The organism is uncultured Selenomonas sp. (assembly GCF_963528755.1).
Lineage (GTDB): Bacteria > Bacillota > Negativicutes > Selenomonadales > Selenomonadaceae > Selenomonas.
The window spans coordinates 94,391-117,589 of the sequence record NZ_CAURXA010000001.1 but is presented as its reverse complement, the minus strand read 5'-3'; the positions used below and the strand labels follow the sequence as shown (position 1 = coordinate 117,589).

General features: G+C 55.7%; 18 protein-coding genes and 1 tRNA gene. 7 read left to right on the top strand and 12 right to left on the bottom strand.

Annotated features, from left to right (window positions below):
- Positions 1-54: 54 nt before the first annotated feature.
- Complete coding sequence (locus RWS31_RS00555) at positions 55-1,551, bottom strand: PAS domain-containing protein (protein WP_314595264.1); 1,497 nt, start codon at positions 1,549-1,551, stop codon at positions 55-57.
- 266 nt (positions 1,552-1,817) lie between these two features.
- Between RWS31_RS00555 and RWS31_RS00550 the strand changes: the two genes are divergently transcribed.
- The 3 genes from RWS31_RS00550 (at position 1,818) to RWS31_RS00540 (ending at position 4,569) form a co-directional block, all read left to right on the top strand.
- Positions 1,818-2,807, top strand: coding sequence for an ABC transporter substrate-binding protein (locus RWS31_RS00550; protein WP_314595262.1), 990 nt, complete (start codon positions 1,818-1,820; stop codon positions 2,805-2,807).
- A gap of 86 nt (positions 2,808-2,893) precedes the next feature.
- Positions 2,894-3,775, top strand: coding sequence for an ABC transporter permease subunit (locus RWS31_RS00545; protein WP_314595260.1), 882 nt, complete (start codon positions 2,894-2,896; stop codon positions 3,773-3,775).
- The gene (locus RWS31_RS00540) at positions 3,775-4,569 is read left to right on the top strand and encodes an ABC transporter ATP-binding protein (RefSeq protein ID WP_314595257.1); all 795 of its coding nucleotides are present in this window, start codon (positions 3,775-3,777) and stop codon (positions 4,567-4,569) included. Before RWS31_RS00545 ends, RWS31_RS00540 begins: the two co-directional genes overlap by 1 nt.
- Before the next feature lie 93 nt (positions 4,570-4,662).
- Here the strand turns inward: RWS31_RS00540 and RWS31_RS00535 are convergent, their stop codons facing one another.
- A complete protein-coding gene (locus tag RWS31_RS00535; RefSeq protein ID WP_314595255.1) occupies positions 4,663-5,991 on the bottom strand; it encodes a replication-associated recombination protein A in 1,329 nt (442 codons plus the stop codon).
- A 128-nt stretch (positions 5,992-6,119) separates the two neighbouring features.
- Between RWS31_RS00535 and RWS31_RS00530 the strand changes: the two genes are divergently transcribed.
- Positions 6,120-7,415 (top strand): hemerythrin family protein, encoded by a 1,296-nt coding sequence (locus RWS31_RS00530; protein ID WP_314595253.1) that lies wholly within the window; start codon positions 6,120-6,122, stop codon positions 7,413-7,415.
- A gap of 208 nt (positions 7,416-7,623) precedes the next feature.
- On the opposite strand, the gene hcp is transcribed toward RWS31_RS00530, so the two are convergent.
- A complete protein-coding gene (gene hcp / locus RWS31_RS00525; RefSeq protein ID WP_314595251.1) occupies positions 7,624-9,261 on the bottom strand; it encodes a hydroxylamine reductase in 1,638 nt (545 codons plus the stop codon).
- Positions 9,262-9,565: 304 nt separating this feature from the next.
- Here hcp and RWS31_RS00520 point away from each other — a divergent pair.
- The 3 genes from RWS31_RS00520 to RWS31_RS00510 all read left to right on the top strand — a co-directional run bounded on the left by RWS31_RS00520 (position 9,566) and on the right by RWS31_RS00510 (position 10,937).
- Positions 9,566-9,642 (top strand) — tRNA-Pro (locus RWS31_RS00520).
- 213 nt (positions 9,643-9,855) lie between these two features.
- The gene (locus RWS31_RS00515) at positions 9,856-10,284 is read left to right on the top strand and encodes an EamA family transporter (RefSeq protein WP_314595250.1); all 429 of its coding nucleotides are present in this window, start codon (positions 9,856-9,858) and stop codon (positions 10,282-10,284) included.
- Between the two features lie 11 nt (positions 10,285-10,295).
- Positions 10,296-10,937 (top strand): DNA-3-methyladenine glycosylase 2 family protein, encoded by a 642-nt coding sequence (locus tag RWS31_RS00510; RefSeq protein WP_314595249.1) that lies wholly within the window; start codon positions 10,296-10,298, stop codon positions 10,935-10,937.
- A gap of 137 nt (positions 10,938-11,074) precedes the next feature.
- On the opposite strand, the gene dnaJ is transcribed toward RWS31_RS00510, so the two are convergent.
- The 9 genes from dnaJ to RWS31_RS00465 all read right to left on the bottom strand — a co-directional run bounded on the left by dnaJ (position 11,075) and on the right by RWS31_RS00465 (position 23,166).
- Complete coding sequence (gene dnaJ, locus RWS31_RS00505; RefSeq protein ID WP_314595248.1) at positions 11,075-12,247, bottom strand: molecular chaperone DnaJ; 1,173 nt, start codon at positions 12,245-12,247, stop codon at positions 11,075-11,077.
- Positions 12,248-12,344: 97 nt separating this feature from the next.
- Complete coding sequence (gene dnaK, locus RWS31_RS00500) at positions 12,345-14,207, bottom strand: molecular chaperone DnaK (protein WP_314595246.1); 1,863 nt, start codon at positions 14,205-14,207, stop codon at positions 12,345-12,347.
- Positions 14,208-14,260: 53 nt separating this feature from the next.
- Complete coding sequence (gene grpE / locus RWS31_RS00495; protein ID WP_314595244.1) at positions 14,261-14,902, bottom strand: nucleotide exchange factor GrpE; 642 nt, start codon at positions 14,900-14,902, stop codon at positions 14,261-14,263.
- 30 nt (positions 14,903-14,932) lie between these two features.
- Positions 14,933-15,961, bottom strand: a complete 1,029-nt coding sequence (gene hrcA, locus RWS31_RS00490; RefSeq protein WP_314595243.1) for a heat-inducible transcriptional repressor HrcA — start codon at positions 15,959-15,961, stop codon at positions 14,933-14,935.
- A gap of 706 nt (positions 15,962-16,667) precedes the next feature.
- Positions 16,668-16,838 carry a YjfB family protein gene (locus tag RWS31_RS00485; protein ID WP_314595241.1) on the bottom strand — a complete coding sequence of 57 codons (171 nt, stop codon included), beginning with the start codon at positions 16,836-16,838 and terminating at the stop codon, positions 16,668-16,670.
- A gap of 49 nt (positions 16,839-16,887) precedes the next feature.
- The gene (locus tag RWS31_RS00480; RefSeq protein ID WP_314595239.1) at positions 16,888-19,107 is read right to left on the bottom strand and encodes an FkbM family methyltransferase; all 2,220 of its coding nucleotides are present in this window, start codon (positions 19,105-19,107) and stop codon (positions 16,888-16,890) included.
- Positions 19,094-20,257, bottom strand: a complete 1,164-nt coding sequence (hemW, locus tag RWS31_RS00475; protein WP_314595237.1) for a radical SAM family heme chaperone HemW — start codon at positions 20,255-20,257, stop codon at positions 19,094-19,096. The genes RWS31_RS00480 and hemW overlap by 14 nt, the downstream gene beginning before the upstream one ends.
- A gap of 87 nt (positions 20,258-20,344) precedes the next feature.
- Positions 20,345-22,141 (bottom strand): translation elongation factor 4, encoded by a 1,797-nt coding sequence (lepA, locus tag RWS31_RS00470; protein ID WP_314595693.1) that lies wholly within the window; start codon positions 22,139-22,141, stop codon positions 20,345-20,347.
- A 92-nt stretch (positions 22,142-22,233) separates the two neighbouring features.
- Entirely contained in the window at positions 22,234-23,166 is a 933-nt protein-coding gene (locus RWS31_RS00465) for a hypothetical protein (protein WP_314595236.1), read from the bottom strand.
- Between the last annotated feature and the right edge of the window lie 33 nt (positions 23,167-23,199).

The following is a 23,199-nucleotide window of genomic DNA, read 5'->3' as shown; positions in this document are numbered from 1 at the left end:
AAGAAGCATGAAACCATGCTCCCTCGCGGCGTTTTTCCGATGATCAACGTTTCCTTACATGCTCTTCGAAAGCTTCTCGATGTCGCCTGAAATCTCCTTCGCCTGCACTACGGACGTATTGATCTCCTTCATGTTTGCCGCTTGCTCTTCAAGCAGAAGGTTGATCGACTTGATCTTTTCCTCGATGTTGGCCGACGCCTTTTCCATCGAGCCGAGCGCCTCAACGATCTTGCCGACGGCCTCCTGACTGCTGTCAGCGAGCTTTCGCACCTCTTCGGCGACGACGGAGAATCCCCTGCCCGCATCGCCCGCGCGTGCCGCCTCGATCGAGGCATTGAGCGCGAGGAGGTTCGTCTGCTTCGAGATGTTCATGATGAGCTCCGTCATCTTCAGCGTATTCTCGGTCTGCGCACGCGTATCTTCCGCTGCCCGCGTGATTTCCGCCTGTACGTCGGTGATCTCGGTCGTGCGCTGCGTCGTTTCGCCCACGCGCGTCGTGATCGTCTCGATCGAATTGTACAGTCCGTCCATCCTTGAGCCAAATTCCTTGTAGAACTGCTCCTTGCCAGTCTTCAGCAGCGTGATGTCCTCGATGGCGCCGGCGACCAGGACGGGCGTGCCGTCGGGCTTTCGGATCGTCTTGCCCACGGCGTGAAACCACAGGTATTCGCCCGTCTTCGTCTTCAAGCGATACTCAAGGTCGAACGGCGTCCTGCCGCTGCGATCCATGATATGCGATCGGAACGCCTGCAAGGTGCGCTCTTTGTCCTCAGGATGCAGGCGATCGGCCCACGAGTTCAGTTTGTTCGGGAAGTCCGTCGTATTGGAGAAACCCAAGAGGTGGCGGAAGCGATCCGACCACCAGAACTCATTGTTTGGATTCGTCGGATCATCGCCGATGACCTTCATGTTCCACGAGCCTTCCGCCAGGATGCTGTCGATTGCCTCATAGCGTTTCAGTGTGTAATCGAGATATTCCTTGTTCTTGACTTCCTCATCGATGTCAACAAAGACGCCAATGATCTCCTCGGGATGTCCGCTCTGGCTGCGCACGACGTTGCCTGAGGCATGAAACCATTTGTAACTGCCATCGTGTACCTTCATGCGGTAGTCGACGTCATAAGGCGTATTGCCGCTCAGATCCTTGATGCACCGCGTGAAGGAAGCAAGTGTACCATCCACATCGTCGGGATGCAGGCGCGAACTCCAAGCCTCGATCGTATTCGGGAAATCGTTCTCGTCATGGAAGCCGACCATACGACGGAACTCATCCGACCAAATGGCATAGGCTATGCTAAAGTCCGCATTGATCTTCATATACCAAAGCCCCGAATGGACGGCATCATTGATCGTGCGGATGCGGAACTTTTGGTACTCGATCTCCTCATTCACCTTGTCGATGAGCGCATTGAACGCGTCCGCCCATGGTTCGCGTGAATCCGCCTTGGAGAAAAGCTGGTTCTTCTCATGCCTCTGCGCAACTCTCTGAATGGCTGCCGCCAGATTCTGCCCGTCATTCGGAGCGGCCGCAGCTTTTTTCATGCTAAACATCAAAATCTCCTCCAATGATACTAGTTACCGAGCGAATTCCAAATATGCTTTCGCCTTAAGTACTAGAATATATCTCTTATGGGCAATTGTCAACCAAAAGCTTTGTCCTGATTTCCATAGAGCTATGGCATTTCTTTCTGTAAACATGTATAATATCCATATTGCGTCAACATTCTCTACATGTATCCATCTGGAATCTTTATCAAGAACTGTTCGGCAACGCGGCCTCAGATGCGTTGCCCACACAGAAGAAAGGCGGAATCCTCATGCACATTTCCAAAAAGTTCAAGGCGCTCATCCTTGGCGCTTCTCTTCTCACAGCGAGCCTCGGCTTTGTCGGCTGCGGCCAAAGCGCCGACACGAAGGACGTGAAGATCGGCGTCGTGCAGCTCGTCGAGCACAATGCACTCGATGCGGCGAACAAGGGCTTCGCCGACGGACTCAAGGAGCGCGGCTTCGAGGAAGGCAAAAACATCTCCATTGACCGCCAGAACGCGCAGGCCGATCAATCGAACCTGCAGAACATTGCGCAGCGTTTCGTCAACGCGAAGATGAATCTCGTCTGTGCGATCGCGACGCCCGCCGCACAGAGCATGGCGAACGCGACGCACGACATTCCCATCGTCGGCACGGCGATCACGGACTACGTCGGCGCGAAGCTCGCCGCTTCGAACGAGAAGCCCGGCGGCAACGTCACGGGAACAAGCGACATGAGCCCCATCAAGGAGCAGGTCGACCTCATGCTGAAGATCTGCCCCGATGTCAAGACCATCGGCATCATCTACTGCTCGAGCGAGGTCAACTCCGAGGTACAGGCGAAGGCGATTGCCGAATACGCCGAGAGCCGCGGGCTGAAGGTTCGCACGGCGACGATCTCGACCGTCAATGACATCCAGCAGGCGGCGAACAGCCTCGTCGGCGACGTCGACGCCTTCTTCGAGCCGACAGACAACATCATGGCCTCTGCCGTCCCGACGCTTCTTTCCATCACGAATCCAGCGAAGAAGCCCGTGTTCTGCAGCGAGGACAACTGGGTCAAGGCGGGAGCACTTGCGACCTACGGCATCGACTACTACAAGCTCGGCGTGCAGACGGGTCACATGGCCGCCGACATCCTCGAAGGCAAGAAGAAACCCGCCGACATGCCGATCGAGATGGCGAAGGAACTGAAGGTCAGCATCAACAAGAAAAACGCGGAAACGCTCGGCATCCAGATTCCTGCTGACATCTTGAAGGATGCACAGATTTTCGAATAACTACAGCTCCTGTCCCCGATCAAAACCAAGAAACAGCCGCAAGCAGTTCCTTGCGGCTGCTTTTCCAAAAAGGAGAATTTCTCTCTATGGATCTCATCATACCAACGATTTCCCAAGGACTCCTTTGGGCGCTCCTCGCCATCGGTGTCTACCTGACCTTCCGCGTCCTCGACATCGCTGATCTCACCGTCGAGGGCAGCTTCCCTCTGGGCGCGGCGACGGCAGCAAGCCTCCTTGCCGCTGGCGTCACGCCGCTTCTCGCCATCTTCGCGGCCTTCGTCGCGGGCATGATCTCAGGCGTCGTCACGGGACTTCTGACGACAAAGCTCAAGATTCCCGCGCTCCTCGCCGGCATCCTCACGATGATCGCGCTCTACTCCGTGAATCTTCGCATCATGGGCAAGGCGAACCTGCCGCTCCTCAATACAGAGACGATCTTCACGCAGGCGCAGAGCTTCGGCCTCACGCGCGAAGTCGCCGTGCTCGCCATGGGCTTTCTCGTCGTCGTCGTCATCAGCGTCGCGTGCTACTACTTCTTCGGTACGGAACTCGGCGCGGCGATTCGTGCGACGGGAGACAATCCGCACATGATCCGTGCGAACGGCGTCAATACCGACATGACGATCATCCTCGGCCTCCTGCTCTCAAATGGTCTTGTCGCCATCTCGGGAGCGCTCGTCGCGCAGTCGAACGGCTTTGCGGACGTCGGCATGGGCGTCGGCACGATCGTCATCGGTCTCGCCTCCGTCATCATCGGCGAGGTACTCTTCGGTACGCGCAGCTTCAAAAACTGCCTTCTCTCCGTCATCGGCGGCTCTATCGTCTACCGAGCCGTCATCGCCATCGTCCTTGAACTCGGCATGCCGCCCAACGACCTCAAGCTCTTCACGGCGGCGCTCGTCGCGCTCGCGCTGTCCCTGCCTCTCATCCAGGCGCGCATCCGCCGCGCGAAAGGAGGCTCTCGCTGATGCTCAAACTTCAAAACATCGCCAAAACCTTCAATCCCGGCACAATCACAGAAAAGTACGCGCTCCGAGGTGTCACGCTGCACCTTTCGCCCGGTGACTTCGTGACTGTCATCGGCGGCAACGGCGCGGGCAAATCGACGCTGATGAACTCCATCGCCGGCACCTTCCGCGTCGATGCGGGAAGCATCGTCATCGCGGGCACAGACATCACGAAGTGGCCCGAGCACAAGCGCGCCAAATACATCGGACGCGTCTTCCAAGACCCCATGATGGGCACGGCTGCGGGCATGATGATCGAAGAGAACCTCGCCATTGCCGCACGCCGCGGCAATGCACCGCGCCTTCGCTGGAGCTTCTCCAAAGCGCAGCGCGAACGCTTCCGCGAGCTTCTGGCAGGACTCGACCTCGGCCTCGAAGATCGTCTCGAATCCAAGGTCGGCCTTCTCTCGGGCGGTCAGCGTCAAGCGCTGACGCTCCTCATGGCAACAATGGCCGAGCCTAAGCTCCTGCTCCTCGACGAGCATACGGCGGCACTCGATCCCAAGACGGCAGAAAAAGTTCTCGACATCACAAAGGATATCGTGGAAAAGCGCAAGCTCACAACTCTCATGATCACGCACAACATGAAGGACGCCCTTCGCCTCGGCAACCGCCTCATCATGATGCACGAAGGAAACATCCTCGTCGATGTCAAAGGCGAAGAAAAATCGCGCCTCACAGTGCGCGACCTGCTCGCACTCTTTGAAAAGGCTGCGGGCAATGAAATGACGAACGACAGCCTGCTGCTGTCATGAGATAAAAGGAAGCATCGCTCGACGCAACACCGACGCGATGCTTCTTTTATTTCACCATCGTTTCAATTTCCGCACGGTGCACTCCGCCCTTGTTCACTTCGCGCCGTGCTCCTTCTTCCAGCGCTTGATATCGGCGAGTCGCGCCTTGAAGCGGCCCTCAAGCCCCTCCTCCGTCGGCTCGTAGTAGACGCTCCCCAGAAGATCATCGGGCAGACACTGCATGTTCGTGAGCTTTTCCTTCGTGTTGTGCGCATACTGATAGCCCTTACCGTACCCCTCGTCCTTCATGAGCCGCGTCACGGCGTTTCGTATGACGAGCGGCACAGGCTCAGCGAGGCGCGTCATCGCATCGGCCTTTGCCTTCAAATAGGCGACTTCCATCGCGTTTGATTTCGGCGCGAGCGCCATGTAAACGGCAGCCTCCGTCAAATGAACCGAGCACTCGGGCATGCCGATGAAGTGGCACGCCTGATACGCCGCGACGGCAAGCTCCAAGGCACGCGGATCGGCAAGTCCCACATCCTCGCTCGCAAAGCGCACGATGCGCCGCGCGATATACAAGGGATCTTCGCCCGCTTCCAGCATGCGTGCGAGCCAGTAAACCGAAGCATCAGCATCGGAATTTCGCATCGACTTGTGGAGCGCAGAAATCAGATTGTAATGCTCCTCTCCCTTCTTGTCGTAGAGCAGCGACTTCTTCTCCAAGCACTGCTCCACCGTTTCACGCGTGACCTTGATCGCATCCTTTTCGACTTCGCCGTTCAAAACGACGATCTCTAAGGTCGAAAGAGCCGTACGAGCATCACCGTTAGCGAATATCGCAAGCGCTTCCAAGAGATCATCGGCAATCTCCACCTTCTGCTCGCCGAAGCCCTCGGGCGCGGCGAGTGCACGGCGCAGAAGCCCTAGGATGTCCTCCTTCTGCAAGGCCTTGAGCACAAAGACGCGGCAGCGCGACAGAAGAGCGCTGTTGATCTCGAACGACGGGTTCTCCGTCGTCGCGCCGATGAGGATGATGCTGCCCTTCTCCACAAACGGTAGAAAGGCGTCCTGCTGTGCCTTGTTGAAGCGATGAATTTCATCGACGAAGAGGATCGTGCGCTCGCCATAGGCGGTATTTTTCTCCGCCTCCTGCATGACTGTACGAATCTCTTTGATGCCGCTCGTCACGGCAGAAAAGTCGATGAAGCGAGCCTTCGTCTCCCGCGCAATGATGCGTGCGAGCGTCGTCTTGCCGACACCTGGCGGCCCCCAGAAGATCATCGAGAAGATCTTGTCCTCGGCGATGAGCTTCCTAAGCATTTTTCCCTTGCCCACGAGGTGCTGCTGTCCCACATAATCCGCAAGACTTTTGGGGCGCATCCGCGCCGCCAACGGCAAATCAACCTCGCGCCGAAAAAGTGACTCCTGTTCCATTTCCATCCTCCACACCTCATTTCCTTCCATTATAGCAGATATCGCTATGGGTCAAAAGACGCGCTTAAGACAAACTTCCCAACCTACGATATATCCTAGAAGAGAATTATTATGTAAAAAATGGAGTGAACTTTATGTACCGCTTCCTGGAAAATTTTGAAACAGGCATCCCCTTTATCGACAACGGGCACCGCCGCCTCTTGGAGGACATGGAAGAAGCACGCGAGGCGCTCGCCGCCGGCCATGAGGACGATTATCACCGCTTGAGCGGCCAGATCCTAGCGACGATGCACGATCATATCGTCAAACAGCACGTCTACGAAGAAGAAATCATGACCATGTCGCGCGACGGTGAGCTTGCAGATCAGAAGGAGGCGCACACACATTTTCGCGAAGTCATCGACCAGCACAAATCCTCGATGAACTTCCAGAACGACCATGAGGAACTTACGAGCCTCCTAAACTTCCTCAACGAATGGTTCCTGCAGCACATCTTATCGAGCGACATGCTGATTGGCAGCGCACTGCGGAAGGCAAAGGCCGCCGCCGTCGAGGCGAAGGCGAGGGCGGCAAAGGAAGCGCGAGCAGCGGAAGCAGCGCATGCCGAGGAAGCCGCCAAGACGCGAGAAGCAGCGGACGAAGTAGCCAAGGAAGGTCAAGCAACAACCGCTGCTGATGGGGATGTGAAAGCAGGCAGTGGAGAAGAAGAACCAGCGCTTCAGCCGACAGAAGCGTTCGCCGCCCCTGCAAAAAAAGTGACGAAGAAGCGCGCAGCCGCGAAGAAGCAAGCCAGTGTTGCCACGCCTGCTGCCGAAAGCGGCAAGGACGAAGCACCTGCCGCGAAAGCAGCCGAACCCGCGGAAAAAGTCAAAAAAAACGTCGAAGGAAAGCCGACGGAGAAAAAAGCCGCTGCGCCTGCTTCTGCGGCCGAACCTGCCGCAAAGGCAACCGCTCCTAAGACAGCGAAGCCGACGACGACGGTCATCAAGGCGAAGAAGGCGCCCGCCGACCCCTTCGCCTTCACCGACGAATTCCACACACAGATTCCGCTCGTCGACAAGGAGCACGAAACACTCTTCAACCTGGTGCGCCAGACATACGAACTCGTGCATGACGAGTTCCGCGTCGATAAATTCGACGACATCATCGAGATCATCGAAGAACTGCGCGACTACACGATCAAGCACTTCGCCGACGAGGAGCGCTACATGAAGAGCATCAACTACGACGGTCTTCCCGAGCAAGTCGCCGCACACACGGCCTTTGTCGAGAAGCTCAACAACATCGACTTCGACGAAATTGACCGCGATCAGGAAGACGCGCTCGACAAACTCATCAAGTTCCTTCTCAACTGGCTCGTACAGCATATCCTGAAGGTTGACAAAAAGATGCCCTATATCGAGGAAGCAGCATCGAAGCTGATGGAATGACATGATAGGCACGCACATCACATACACAAAACGGGCTTCTCTTGCTTTTTCTGCAAGAGAAGCCCGTTCCTTACTCCGTTATTTTAGCATGAAACCCAAGAAGTCAAGCCGAAGGTGCAGACCAATTAGGCCAGCCTCTGTAAGAGCAGCGCACAATGTTCACGAAGTGGACATTGTGCGCTGCAGTTTACCTGGGCATATACGGCACTCAGCCGATCATGCTCTTGATGTCGCTCTCGACATCCGTGATGCCGCCGATGCCGAAGGTCTCGACGAGCACTTTCGCAACATTCGGCGAGAGGAACGCAGGAAGTGTCGGTCCGAGGTGGATGTTCTTTACACCGAGATGCAGGAGCGCGAGGAGGACGATGACCGCCTTCTGCTCATACCATGCGATGTTGTAGACAACCGGCAGTTCGTTCACATCGGCGAGTCCGAAGACTTCCTTGAGCTTCAGTGCGATGAGCGCCAAGGAGTACGAATCGTTGCACTGACCCGCATCGAGAACGCGCGGGATACCGCCAATGTCGCCGAGATTGAGCTTGATGTACTTATATTTCGCGCAGCCCGCCGTCAGGATGACTGTGTCTTTCGGCAAAGCCTCGGCGAAGTCGCGGTAATAGTTGCGTGTTTTATGACGACCGTCGCAGCCAGCCATGACGACAAACTTCTTGATCGCGCCCGACTTCACGGCCTCGACCACCTTGTCGGCAAGCGCGAAGACCTGCTCATGCGCAAAACCGCCGACGATCTCGCCCTGCTCCAATTCCTTCGGAGGCGCACACTTCTTCGCCAACTCGATGACAGCGGAGAAGTCCTTCTTGCCGTTCTTCTCCTCGATATGCGGACATCCAGGGAAGCCGACAGCAGCCGTCGTGAAGATGCGATCCTGATAGCTCGCCTTCGGCGGCACGATGCAGTTCGTCGTCATGAGGATCGGACCGTTGAACGCCTCGAACTCTTCCTTCTGCTGCCACCAAGCATTGCCGTAGTTGCCCGCAAAGTGTGCGTACTTCTTGAAGGCCGGATAGTAGTGCGCGGGCAGCATTTCGCCGTGCGTGTAGACATCGACGCCCGTACCCTCTGTCTGATCAAGCAGTTCCTTCAGATCCTTGAGATCGTGACCCGAGATCAAGATGCCCGGGTTCTTGCGCACGCCGAGATCAACCTTAGTGATTTCCGGATTGCCGTAAGTCTCCGTGTTCGCCTTGTCCAAGAGAGCCATGACATCGACGCCGTACTTGCCCGTCTCCAACACGAGAGCCGTGAGATCGTCACCCGAAAGGCTGTCATCCAAGAGCATCGCCAACGCCTTCTGCATGAAGGCATCGATCGCCTCGTCGCGGTAGTCGACGACATTCGCATGATGATTGTACGCCGCCATGCCCTTGAGGCCGTACGTCGCAAGCTCCCTAAGGCTGCGAACATCCTCGTTTTCCGTCGCGAGAACGCCGACGTCTGCCGAAGCCGCCTTCGCCTGGAATTCACTCCTAGCACCATTCCAAAGAGCTGCTGCCGGCAGCTTCGACGCATCTGCTACATCCTTCAGCAACTCCGCCTTCATGCGCAGCGTCTCTTCGATCGCATCGGCAATCGCTGCATCGTCGAAGTTCGCATTCGTAATCGTGATGAAGAGATTCAGCGTAACGCGATCATTGACTGCCTGAGAAACCGTCTTTCCCGCCTCGCGCAGAGCCGTCGAAACAGCAGAAATCCCCTTCGTCACATAGATCAAGAGATCTTGAAGTCCTGCGACCTCCGGTTTCTTGCCGCAAACGCCCACCTGCGTGCAGCCCTTGCAGCCCGCCGTCTCCTGACACTGAAAGCAAAACATCTTGTTCTCCATATATACCGTCCTCTCTCTTTTCGATGTAACGGGAACCGCGACGCAGTTCCTCTTGACAGCCTTATCATAGCAAAGAGAAGATGCCCCTTCGGTAACACTTGTTACCAAAACGAAAAAAGTCCTTCATTCTCTTCAGTGAGAATCTTTCTTCCTATACTTTTGTACTTGTTCGATCTCAAATACTTTCCATTATGGATCGGCCGAGCAACCTCCCTCATCCGAAAATCCTGCCACCGCAAAGTTTTTCTAAAAAAAGAAAATTTCCCCTAGCTTTTTCAGAAGAAGTCTGCTATACTAGAGCAGTCGGGGCGTGGCTCAGCTTGGTAGAGCGCTTCCTTGGGGTGGAAGAGGTCGTGGGTTCAAATCCCGTCGCTCCGACCAGCTTGGATATTTAGGAGCTATCCGAACACAGCTCGGATAGCTCCTTTTTATGTGCGTCAAGACTTGCAGTCGTATCACGGATTTGTTATGATACGGATAGGAAGAAAACTATCCTAAACGGTTGCATCTTCCAATAAGTTGGTTAAATATTTAACCGCTATCCTTTAACGAGGGGCGGTTATTTCTTTTTGTCCACAAAGAAAGGTTTCACTCATGTCCTCTTGGCTTCTCTATGCTCTCCTCTCCGCACTCTCCGCTGCCTTCGTCTCCATCTTCGGCAAGATGGGCCTTGAAGGGCTGGACAGCAGCGCTGCCACCGCCGTACGCGGCATCATCATGGCGATTTTCCTCGTCGCAGTCATGGTCGTGCAGGGGCATGCCTCACATCTGCCCGAGGTGTTTGCCGACCACAGGGCCTTGGCATGCGTCGCCTTGAGCGGTATTGCCGGAGCGACATCGTGGCTCTTCTACTTCATGGCTCTGAAGACTGGCGACGTTTCGCGCGTCGCTCCCATAGACAAGCTCAGCGTCGTCTTCGCCGTTCTCCTTGCCATACTCATTTTTGAGGAAGAAGTCAGTCTCACGCACGGCATCGGCATCTTTCTCATCGCACTCGGCAGCTTGATCATCGCCATACTGTAGAAAGGACACACATGATGTATGTTCCCTGCGGCGAAAAGGAACTCGCTTACCTGAAATCCAAGGACAAGAAACTCGCCGCTGTCATCAAGAGCCTCGGCGTGCTGGAGCGTCCCGTGCATGACGGCGTATTTTCCGCCATCGTGCATCACATCATCGGGCAGCAAATCTCGACGAAAGCGCAGGAAGCCGTCTGGGCAAGGCTCTGCGAGAAGGTCGGCACGGTGGATGCGGCGCATCTGCTTTCCCTGGGACGCGAGGAACTGCAGGCCGTCGGCACGAGTTTTCGCAAGGCCGACTACATCATGGACTTTGCCGAGAAGGTCGCGCGCGGTGATTTCAATATCGCCGCCTTGGAAATGATGTCCGATGACGAAGTCATCCGCGCTCTCTCCTCACTCAAAGGCGTCGGCGCCTGGACAGCGGAAATGTTGCTGATCTTCACGCTCCGACGTCCTGACATCCTAAGCTTCGGCGACCTCGGCATACAGCGCGGCCTTCGAATGCTCTACCGGCACAAGAAAATCGACCGCAAGAGATTCGAGCGCTACAAGAAGCGGTACTCACCCTACGCAAGTACCGCCAGCCTCTACCTATGGGCGATTGCAGGCGGCGCAATCGAGGGATTGAGCGATCCGGCCGCGCGAAAGAAATAACGGACACATCGCAAAAGCAAAGGCAACGTGCATATAACGTTTGAACAAAAAGCCAATATTGAAAGCACAAATGGGAGCTGCCAGAGCAGCTCCCATTTTCTATGCCTTTTCGCGCCCAATCACTTCGCGCCGAATATTCATTTGAAGAAACTCTTCAGCGTATCCTTGAACGTCTTCTGCTCGGGATTGACGCTTTCGCCGCAGAGGTCGCCGAATGCCTGCAAGGCGTCCTTCTGCTTGCTCGTAAGCTTCTGCGGTGTCAAGACCTTGACGCGCACATGCTGATCGCCGCGTCCCGTGCCCCTTAGATGCGGGATGCCCTTGCCGCGCATGCGGAGAACCGTGCCCGACTGAATGCCCGCAGGAATCTTGAGTTCCGCCTTGCCGTCGATGGTCGGCACTTCGATCGTATCGCCGAGCGCCGCCTGCACGAAGGAGATCGGCACTTCGCTGATGACGTCCGCGCCGCTTCGCTTAAAGAGCTTGTGATGCTTCACATAGATATAGACGTAAAGATCGCCGTTCGGGCCGCCGCGCTTTCCTGCTTCACCGCCGCCCGAGATGCGCACGCGCTGCCCCTCGTCGATGCCCGCAGGGATCTTGACCTCGATCTTGCGGCTGACACGCGTGTGACCCGTGCCCTTGCACTTCTTGCACGGATTCTTGACGACCCGCCCCGTGCCGCCGCAGCGACTGCACGGACGAGAAGTCATAAAATTGCCGAGCGGCGTGCGCTGCGCCTGCTGCACCTGCCCCGTGCCGTGGCAGTCGGGACATGTCTCGGGCTTCGTTCCCTCGGCCGCGCCCGTGCCGTGGCACACATCGCAGTTCTCCGTGCGCGGAATCGTCAGCTCGACCTCTTTGCCAAATGCCGCTTCCTCGAAGGTGATCTCCAAGTCATAGCGCAAGTCGTTGCCCGGCTCAGGGCCTTTCGGCCCGCGACGGCGGCCGCCGCCGCCGAAGAAGGCGTCCATGATGTCATCCATGCCGAAGCCGCCCATGCCGCCCCCGCCGCCGAAACCTCCAAAACCGCCAAAGCCACCGAAACCGCCCGCACCGCCTGCACCGCCGCCCGCGCCGTCAAACGCCGCGTGGCCGAATTGATCGTACGTCGATTTCTTCTGCGGATCGGAGAGGACTTGATAGGCCTCGTTGACCTCCTTGAACTTCTCGGCAGCTTCTTTCGGATTGTCACGGTTCAAATCGGGATGGTACTTGCGCGCCATCTTCTTGAACGCCTTCTTGATGTCCGCATCCGAAGCGCCTTTGGAGAGGCCGAGCACCTCATAGTAATCTCGTTTCTCGCTCACAATAAACACCTCACAGCGCCCAGTGCGCCTGTCCTTTATCGTCAAAAGAGTGCGGAGCATGAACTCCACGCTCCACACTCTCCGTCACTTCTTGCGCTTATTTCTTGTCGTCCTTAACTTCCGTGTACTCGGCGTCGACGACGTTGTCGTCCTCGCTCTTCGCGCCCGTATCCGCAGCACCTGCACCAGGAGCTGCACCCGCGCCTGCTGCAGCCTCAGGGCCTCCCGCCTGCTGGTACGCCGCCGCGCTCATCTCATAGAGCGGCTTTTCCAGCTCTTCCGTCGCCTTCTTGATGGCGTCCGTGTCCGTGCCCTTCAGTGCTTCTTTGACCTTGTCGGCCGCCGCCTGCACTTCGTCCGCCTTCGCCTTGTCGACCTTGTCGCCGAGATCCTTGATCGCCTTCTCCGCCTGATAGACAGCCGAATCAGCACGGTTTCTGACCTCCACGGTCTCCTTCTGCTTCTTGTCCTCGGCCTCATGCGCCTGAGCTTCCTTAACCATGCGGTCGATGTCATCCTTGCTCATGCCGCTGTCGGACTGGATCGTGATCTTCTGCTCCTTGCCCGTGCCGAGATCCTTTGCGGAGACGTGCACGATGCCGTTCGCATCGATGTCAAAAGCAACCTCGATGCGGGGAACGCCGCGCGGCGCCGGCGGGATGTCGGAAAGTTCGAAGCGTCCGAGCGTCTTGTTGCCCGCAGCCATCTCGCGCTCGCCCTGCAGGACGTGGATGTCAACCGACGGCTGGTTGTCCGCTGCCGTCGAGAAGATCTGGCTCTTCCGCACAGGAATCGTCGTATTGCGCTCGATGAGCTTCGTCGAAACGCCGCCCAAGGTCTCAATGCCCAGAGAGAGCGGCGTGACGTCGAGGAGCAGCATATCCTTGACCTCACCGACGATGATGCCGGCCTGAATCGCCGCACCGATGGAAACGCACTCGTCCGGGTTTACGCTGCGATCCGGCTCCTTGCCGAAGTAGCCCTTGATGGCCTCCTGCACGGCAGGGATGCGCGACGAACCGCCGACGAGAAGCACCTTGTCGATATCCGAAGGCGAAAGACCCGCATCCGACATCGCCTGACGCGTCGGCCCCATCGTGCGCTCGACGAGATCATGCGTAAGCTCATCAAACTTGGCACGCGTGAGCTTTAGGTCGAGATGCTTCGGACCCGTGGCGTCCGCCGTGATGAACGGCAGATTGATCGGCGTCTCCATCATGCTCGAAAGCTCGATCTTCGCCTTTTCCGCCGCTTCCAACAGGCGCTGTGCGCTCATCTTGTCGGCGGAGAGGTCGATGCCATTCTCCTTCTTGAACTCCTCGACCATCCAGTTCATGACGGCGTGGTCGAAGTCGTCGCCGCCCAAGTGCGTGTCACCGCTCGTCGCCTTGACCTCGACCATACCCTCGCTGAGTTCGAGGATCGAGACATCGAACGTGCCGCCGCCCAAGTCAAAGACGAGAACCGTATGCTCGCCGCCCTTGTCGACACCATAGGCCAGCGAAGCCGCCGTCGGCTCGTTGACGATGCGCAGGACGTCGAGACCCGCGATCTTGCCCGCGTCCTTCGTCGCCTGGCGCTGGCTGTCGTTGAAGTACGCCGGCACCGTGATGACCGCCTGCGTCACCGTCTCGCCGAGGTAGGCTTCTGCATCCGCCTTGAGTTTCTGCAGGATCATTGCCGAAATCTCAGGCGGCGTGTAGTCCTTGCCGTCGATGGAAACCTTGTAGTCCTTCTCGCCCATGTGACGCTTGATCGACGCGATCGTGCGGTCGGGGTTCGATACAGCCTGGCGCTTGGCGAGCTGACCGATGAGACGTTCACCCGTCTTCGTGAAGCCAACGACGGACGGCGTCAGGCGGCTGCCCTCCGGGTTCGTGATGACAACGGGCTTGCCGCCCTCCATGACGGAGACGACGGAGTTCGTGGTACCTAAATCGATGCCAATTGCTTTTGCCATGATGAATTCCTCCTAAATGTTTATATCTATAAAAAGAGTTTCCTCTATTTGACTTAATTTGAAACGACCTGCACCATGCTTGGGCGTATGACGCGCCCCTTTACCATGTAGCCCTTCTGCAGTTCCTGCTCGATCGTATCGTCCTCCTTCTCGGGATCTTGCACGCGCATGACCGCCTGATGGAAGTTCGGATCGAACTTCTTGTCCTTCGTATCGATGACCTCCAAGCCATTCTTCGCGAGCGCTTCCTGCATCTGCTTGTAGATCATGGAAACGCCTGCGCGGAAGCTGTCGAGATCAGAGCCTTCGGCTAAAAGCGCACGCTCGAAGTTGTCGAGAAGTGGCAGCATATCCGTGAGGATGCCCTGCGTGACGACGGCGGCAAGCTCTTCGCGCTCCTTCACCGAACGACGGCGGAAATTGTCGAAGTCCGCACGCAGTCGCAGCATCTGTGCATCCTTTTCTGCCAGATCGGCTTCAAGCTTTTCCGCACGCTTCACAGGATCGTCTGCGCCATTTTCTGCCTCCTCGGTACCTTCACGGCTTCCTTCGGCAGTCTCCTCGCGGACATCTCTCGCCGCTTCTTCCGCAGCGTCCTCTTCTTCTGCAGCTTCCGCCTCGTCGATCTCGCGCTTCATCTCTTCGAGCTTTTCCTCGTCCTTCTTCTTCAACTCATCCTTCATGAATGATGGCATTCCCTTCACCTCGTATTTCATGCTATGCCGCTACCAGCGGAAAGGCTGCACGAGCGCAGCGATATGGCGGTTCAGATAACCTAAGAGCGCCATCGCCTTGCCGTACTCCATGCGCGTCGGCCCTAAGACGGCGATCGTGCCCAAGCACTCGCCATCCAAGTGGTACGTCGCGCGAATGATGCTGCAATCCTCAATACCGCTGTACTCATTCTCACGGCCGATCGTGACGACGAGCCCCTCCTGCGATTTCTTCTGCAGAACGTCTTTGACGAAGTTCTCTTCTTCGAGCAGTGAGAGGAGCGCACGCACGCGCGTCACATCGCGAAACTCCGGCTGCGCAAGCATCTCTGTCGTGCCGCCCAGATAGAGCCGCTGCTCCTTGCGCTCTTCGTCGAGCGCTTCGTAAATCAGGTCCATTGCCGCCCGATAAAGTGACTCGTCCATGACTTCGGCGCGTATGCGCTTCAAAGCGGCCGTGCCGATGGAGGAAAGCTTCTCGCCCGACAGACATCGGTTGATGACCTCCGCCATGCGCTGAAAATCCTCGAAACTCGCCCCCTTCGGCATCTCGACGACGCGGTTCTCCACGAAGCCCGCGTCCGTCATCAAGACGGCGATGACGCGCCCTTCGCTCAGCGGCACGAACTGCAGCGTGCGAAAAGCCGCCTCATCCAACTGCGGTGCCAAGACGAGCGCGAGATTCTTCGTCAGCCGCGAAACGATCTTCGCCGTTTCTTGAAAGACGCTCTCGACGCGCTTGACGCGCTTTCGATACCAGTGGTCGATCAACACCCTCTCGCGCTCGTCAATCGGTGCGGGCGAGAGCAGATCGTCCACATAGAGGCGATACCCTTTCGACGAAGGAATGCGCCCCGAGGACGTGTGCAAATGCTCCAAGTAGCCCATATCCTCAAGGTCCGCCATCTCGTTGCGGATCGTCGCCGAACTAACGCCGAAATCATGACGCCGCGCCACAGTGCGCGAGCCGACAGGCTCCGCCGACGAGATGTAGTCATCGACTACCGCCTGCAGGATGCGCTGCTTCCTTTCATCAAGCATCTTCACACCCCCTCTGATAAGGTCTACTATGAAAGTCCAAGAAGCCAAGCCAAAGCACAGGCTGATTGGCTAACTTTCATTAAGGGCGGCGCACTTTTGTCCACAAAGTGGACGTTTGTGCGTGTAGTTTACTATGAAAGTCCAAGAAGCCAAGCCCGAAGGGCGCAGGCCGATTGGCTAACTTTCATTAAGGGCGGCGCACAATGTCCACAAAGTGGACGTTTGTGCGTGTAGTTCATGCTGTTAGCACTCAATCGCCTTGAGTGCTAACCCATGACTAGAATATACACGATAAAAGTCAAAAAGTCAACATCTTTTTTGTCTTTCGCAAAAAAGTTTTACTATGAAAGTCCAAGAAGTCAAGCCCAAAGGGCGCTGACTGATTGGGTAACTTTCATTAAGGCGTGAGGACATATGTACAGCGCGCCACTTTGATGAAACTGTTGCAGGAAACGAGCGCAAAAGCAATCATGCCGTTTCGCGCGACGGCGGAACATATGTCCTGAAAGTTTACGATGAAGTCCCAAGAGGTCAAGCCGAAGGCGCAGACCGATTGGCTAGACTTCTGTAAGGGCGACGCACAATGTCCACAAAGTGGATGTTTGTGCGTGTAATTTGCGCTTCTTTCTCTTGCACAGGCTTGCGCTGTCAACCGATCGAGTCCAGAAAAAAGGGCTGTCGCACATTTTGTGCGACAGCCCTTCTTTCATACTGCAATATCAATATTGTTGCCGACCGCAGGGTCGAGGCTTTTCAACATCTCGCCCACAGCTTCTTCCGTCGTATCCATCGCCATCTTCATAACGGAGATGCCGAACTGCTGCGAGAAGCGTGCCTGGCTTAGATTGACCGACATCGCCGCTATGCTCATATCCATCGGAATCGCTCCTTTCTTTTCTTATTTATCGTAATCATAGAAGAAAGGCTTAAGCCAGTACGATGCCGCACATCTCCACGCCCCAGCGCCCCAAATCCTCCAGTGCTGCATAGAGATCCGCTACCGAAGAGGCTACCGTAACCTCATATGCATCCTTTCGTTTCATCAGTTCTTCTCCTGCAATCAGAGGAACACCCGCCCATTGTTCATCTTGTTCTGGTTTATCTTTCACAGCGATAAAGGAAACATTTCCACCATTTTGCTGCACAGCGAGGCGAGCATACTGCTCATCTCCAGCATAAACAACAAGAGGTTTCTGACCTGTAAGAAACGCAATACGACGAAGCTCCGGCAAATATTCGTAAAAAATCGCCTTATCCTCTTCCCGCCATTCATTCGTGGCAAATCCATGGCAAAAAAGAAGCACGGCCAAAGCACGATACTCGATCACATGCGACAAGATACCTCGTAAATGTTTGCGACGCGCCTTGAACGCTTGTTTGATAACTTCATTTTTACGTGTCGCCGTCAAGCTTTTCGCGTGTTGGCGATAGTGATAAAGAACTTCCTTGATATGCCCGATCCGTCCATACTGCAGCATGATGCGCAGCCAATATTCGTGATCTTCGATCAAAAACATCTCTGGATCATAGCCGCCAATTTCTTCCAGAACGGTTCTGCGATAGAGAAAGCACGCTCCAATTCGATTTTCATAAAATGAAAGCAGGAATTCAGCATCGAATCGGTCACCTTCGCTGTGCTCTACATTACCTTCCTCATCCATCATATCCACAGAGGCATTCACCATCATCGTATCGGGAAAACGATCAAGATAATCCGCCATGCGTACGAAAGCTTCCGGCAAATAGACATTGTCATCCGACGTCCATGTCAGATATTCACCTCGCGCTTCAGCAAAGCCAATGTTGAGAGAACGTGGCAGTTTCTGATTCTCTCCATTGCGTATGATACGGATACGCGAATCGCGCACGGCATATTCGGCAAGGATCACAGATGTCGCATCCGTCGAGCAATCGTCCACGGCGATGAGCTCGAAATCCGTCATCGTCTGCGCCAAAATGCTGTCGAGAGATTCTCGAAGGTAGCGTTCGCCGTTATAGACAGGCAGGACGATGGATATTTTCGGTTTCTTTTCAAAAGAGTTTTGCCTATTATAAACTCCTTTTTCCAAACCACTCCGCTCTTCGAAGCTACAACCATTTTCCCTTAAACCTTTTCTGGACCTATAACGAACAGCATAGACCATACCATTTCCATGCCCGTGATACGGCGAGAAGCAAAAAAAGCCACTGCGCTGCAGCCGATCCAACAACTCTTGCTCGTGGTCAAAATGCGTCTCCCCAAGCAGAACATCTACATATCTAAATAAGTCCGCTTTCTCCAAATCCTCAGCAATATCATATTCCGATCCTTCCGTATCCATCTTTACGATAATCATTTTGTCTTGATTCTTCTGCAAGATATCTTTCAACATTTCTGAGGCACGTTTGACCAAAACCGTTGTCTTAGCACCATCCAGATGTATGTTATCTTCAAGTATATTCATATCGCCTGGCTGCGTCCTATCAAAGTGCAGTTCCATCTCACCGTCATAATTGCTTAGTGCAAAATTATGTGGTACAATCTTCTCCCGTATTTCCGTATCATTAATAGAAAAATTCTCTAAGGCATCAATATAGGTATCACGAAACGGTTCATAAGCATACACTTTCTTCACAAAATCCTGAGACGCAAAAAACAAGGATGCATATCCTACATTCATACCGATGTCGATGACAATCGCTTCTTTATCTATATTCGATAAAAAACCATAGCAATTTCGTAAAAAAATTTCTTCTAAAATATAGAAATCTGTGCCATGGAACAAATAGAACCTTACTCGATCAAAATTAGCAATCAATCTTTTATTTTCTTCCTCGATGACTTGCTTTTTCCACACATTGCACCCCTTCGGGTAGCAAAGTCGAATAGCAGCAGGATCTCCTCCCGCTGTGATACAAGCTTCAATTTTGGCTGCTATATTGCCATAGACAGTAATCAATATAGTGTCATAGGCATATCCTGTAATTTCCTGTAGGGATATGATCCTTATCTCATCGTATTGTTTTCCAATATTCTCAGATGATTCATCGATAATCGCAAGAATCTCAAAATCCCTTCTAAGAGCCGTTTCTTTCGCAATCCAATCGCTGTCTAAGCCGAAGATCAGAACCTTTTCTCTTTTCCGCTCCAACTTATTCTTCCCCATAAGTTTCATCCCTCTCCAACAAGAATGCTTCAAAGACGCGGTTGCCGAACTTCATGCCCTGCGCTGTCAACCGTATGCTTTCCACCGTTTCTTCAACAAGCCCCGCCGCCTGCAATCGCGCGATCACTTCACCGTAGACCTCGTGCACATCACAGCCGAAAGTGCTGCGAAAGCGACCTTTAGCCAGCCCGTCGGCCGTGCGAAGCGCGAGGAAGGCGAATTCTTCAATATGGTTTTCGCGCGAGCAAGGCTCTTCTTCCCTCGCAGGCGACAGGCCTCCTTCGATGCACGCGATGTATCGGCGGAGATCCTGCTCATTCTCCATGCGCCGTCCGTGCCAATACGAGTGCGCTGCTGCACCGAGGCCGATGTAGGGCACGTCCTGCCAGTAGGCGAGGTTGTGGCGGCTCTCTTCTCCCGCCTTCGCGTAATTCGAGATCTCATAGCGACGATAGCCAAGGCGCGGCAGTTCTGCCGTGATGTAGTCGTACATATCGCCGCACTCGTCATCCGTCGGCAGATGAAGCTGCCCCGCCTCTTCCATGCGGGCGAACGGCGTGCCGTCCTCGACGGCAAGTCCATAGGCGGAGATGTGACCAATGCCAAGCGCAGCGGCTCGCGCCACACTATCCTTAAGATCGGCAAGCGTCTGTCCAGGCAGTCCGTACATAAGGTCAAGACTCACGCGAAAGTCCGCCTTCTGCGCCATGCGCACGGCATCCTCCGCCTCTCGAGCCGTATGAATGCGTCCGATGGCAGAAAGCAGCGCGTCGGAGAACGACTGCACCCCGAAGCTCAGACGGTTGACGCCTGCTTCGCGCAATCGTTCGAGAAGCTGTACATCGACCGTGCCGGGATTCACCTCGACCGTGAACTCTTCCGCGCCCGTCAGATGAAAACTCTCTCTCACGGCGCAGATGACGGCGAGAAGGTCGTCTGCGAGGAGCGCCGTCGGCGTGCCGCCGCCGATGTAGACGGTACGCACTGCCCCTTCCTGCAGACAGCGACAGCCCTGCGCCGCAATCTCGCGGCACAGGGCTTCTCGGTAGCGACTCATCCATCGCTCTTCTCCTGCGTATGAAGGAAAGTCACAATAAAAGCACTTGCGGCGGCAGAAGGGAATATGGACATACACGCCGAAATCGCCCATCCTGCCGCCTCTTTTCCTTTCAAATTCTCGCTTTCCCCTTCGCTCGGCAATTCCCACAATAAAAGGAAGCGCAGAACCTCGCGGGAATCAGTCGATCTTCAAGATCGCCATGAAGGCTTCCTGCGGCACTTCGACGCTGCCGACCGCCTTCATGCGCTTCTTGCCTTCCTTCTGCTTTTCGAGCAGCTTGCGCTTTCTCGATATGTCGCCGCCGTAGCACTTGGCAAGCACGTCTTTTCGCATGGCACGCACGTTCTCTCGCGCGATGATCTTGTTGCCGACGGCCGCCTGGATCGGAATCTCGAACATCTGCTGTGGAATGATCTCCTTGAGCTTCTGCGCGAGCTGGCGGCCGCGCGTCGCGGCGCGGTCAGCGTGGACGATGGTCGACAATGCATCGACGGGATCGCCGTTCAAGAGGATGTCGAGTTTCACGAGGCGCGACTGACGATAGTCGGCAAGCTCGTAGTCGAGCGAAGCATAGCCGCGCGTCGTCGATTTCAAGCGATCGAAGTAGTCGTAGATGATCTCGCTCAAAGGAATGTGGTAGATGATCATGACGCGGTTCGTGTCGAGGTAGTCCATGCTCTCGAATGTACCGCGCTTTTCCTGTGAGACTTCCATGACGGGGCCGACATAATCCTTCGGCACGATGACCGTCGCCTTGACGAACGGCTCCTCGATGAAGTCGATCTCCGTCGGCGGCGGCAGCTTCGACGGATTGTCGACCTTGAGCATCGTCCCGTTCGTCTTGTGGACGTGGTAGATGACGGAAGGCGCCGTCGTGATGAGCTTCATGCCGTACTCGCGCTCCAGCCGCTCCTGAATGACGTCCATGTGCAGAAGTCCCAAGAAGCCACAGCGATAGCCGAAGCCAAGCGCGATCGACGTCTCTGGCTCGAAGATCAGCGCCGCGTCATTGAGCTGCAGCTTTTCGAGCGCGTCCTTCAAGTTGTCGTAGTCGGCGCTGTCCACGGGATAGAGTCCGCAGTAGACCATCGGCGTCACACCGCGATAGCCGGGCAGCGGCTCAGGCGCAGGATTTTTCGCGCTCGTCACAGTATCGCCGACGAGCACGTCGCGCACGTTCTTCAAACTTCCCGCGACAAAGCCGACCTCGCCCGCTGTAAGCTCGCCGAGTTCTGCCGGCGCGGGACGGAAGCAGCCGACATCGGTCACCTCGAATGTCTTGCCCGTCGCCATCATCTTCAGTTCCATGCCCTTCTTGATATGGCCTTCCATGAGGCGCACATGCGCGATCGCGCCCTTGTACGAGTCAAAGTACGAGTCGAAGATCAAAGCGCGAAGCGGCGCATCATCCTCGCCCTTCGGCGGCGGGATGCGCTCGACGATGGCGTCCAAGATCTCCTCGATGCCTACGCCCGTCTTCGCCGAAGTCAGGATTGCCTCGGACGCGTCGAGACCGATCGCCTCCTCGATCTCCTCTTTGACGCGCTCGGGATCGGCGCTCGGCAAATCGATCTTGTTGATGACAGGGATGATTTCGAGATCGTGCTCCAGCGCCATGTAGACGTTCGCGAGCGTCTGCGCTTCGACACCCTGCGCCGCATCGACGACGAGAAGCGCTCCCTCGCAGGCTGCAAGGCTTCTCGACACCTCGTATGTGAAATCGACGTGACCCGGCGTGTCGATGAGATTGAGTTCATAGACCTCGCCGTCCTTGCCGCGATAGTGCAGGCGCACGGTCTGCGCCTTGATCGTAATGCCGCGCTCGCGCTCAAGCTCCATGTTGTCGAGCACCTGCGCCTCCATCTCGCGCTCAGTCAAAGTGCCCGTGCTTTCAATGAGGCGGTCGGCAAGCGTCGACTTGCCATGGTCGATGTGCGCGATAATCGAGAAATTGCGGATGTATTTGTTATGCATCAAAAATTCCTTTCCTTGTCCATCGGCTCGTTGACTTTCCTACGGGGCGAGCCACTCCCCATGACAAAGATGCCCGGCGTGATGCCCGCACCTCACTCCTCATCGCGTTGGAGACGCCGCTCGGCGTTCGGCTCCAAGCTCGCGCGATAGAGCCACGCGAGGTTTTTCGCCGTATAGGTACGCAGGCGCAGGAGTCCCGTATATTCCTTGCTGCCCTGCTGAATGCCGTGAAACGTCAGATCTGTCTCCTCCAGATCCTGCCAACCCGCTTGCGGCGTCCAAGTCTTGCCATCCTTCGTGCTTACCGTGCCCATCGGCACGTTAAAGGCGCGCTTGAGGAACTGCACCTCCAACGTATTTCCCTTGGCGTCCTTTTTCGTGACCCACTCCCAATAAAAGAGCAGTTCCCCTTTGAGCCGCATCGTCGAGGTGTCCGCCATGGCGCTCTCCTCGCCTCCGTCCGACCGCTTTTCTTTCCAAAGCTCATACCAGCGATCCGAACTCGTCAGACGCTCCAGTTCGCCCATGCCGAAAACGCTGTCGACGATTGCCGCATAAAAGATTTCATCATACTGCTGCGAGTTCATTTCCTTTTCCGAGCCAGGCGTGCGCTTCGACCAAAGGATGTTTCCCTGCGCATCGTAAAAGTCCTCTTCCAGATAGCGGAAAGTGCGATTCTGCGGACTGACCTCGACGAGTGCGAGGCTGTAGGCAAGCGCAGCCGGATCGGGCAGGATATCCTTGATGCCGTAGTTCGCAATCGTCTCCTTTGCGCCTTCATAGCTGAAGCTCGTCTTTATCCAGCCTTGGATGACCGTCGGCATCGCACGCTCCAACCCTGCGACATTGAGACTCTTGACGACCGTGACTTCGTTCGGCGCAAAATACTTGCTGTACTTCGCATCCGATGCCAACCAATACCATTCTTCCGACGCATCGGGCGCAGCAAGAGCGCGGCACGGCACGACGGCAAAAAGAAGCACGGCAACGACCGCGAAACAGAACTTCTCCCATGCGTTTTTCAAGGCGACTCCCCCTTTTCTCTTTAACAAACGTAC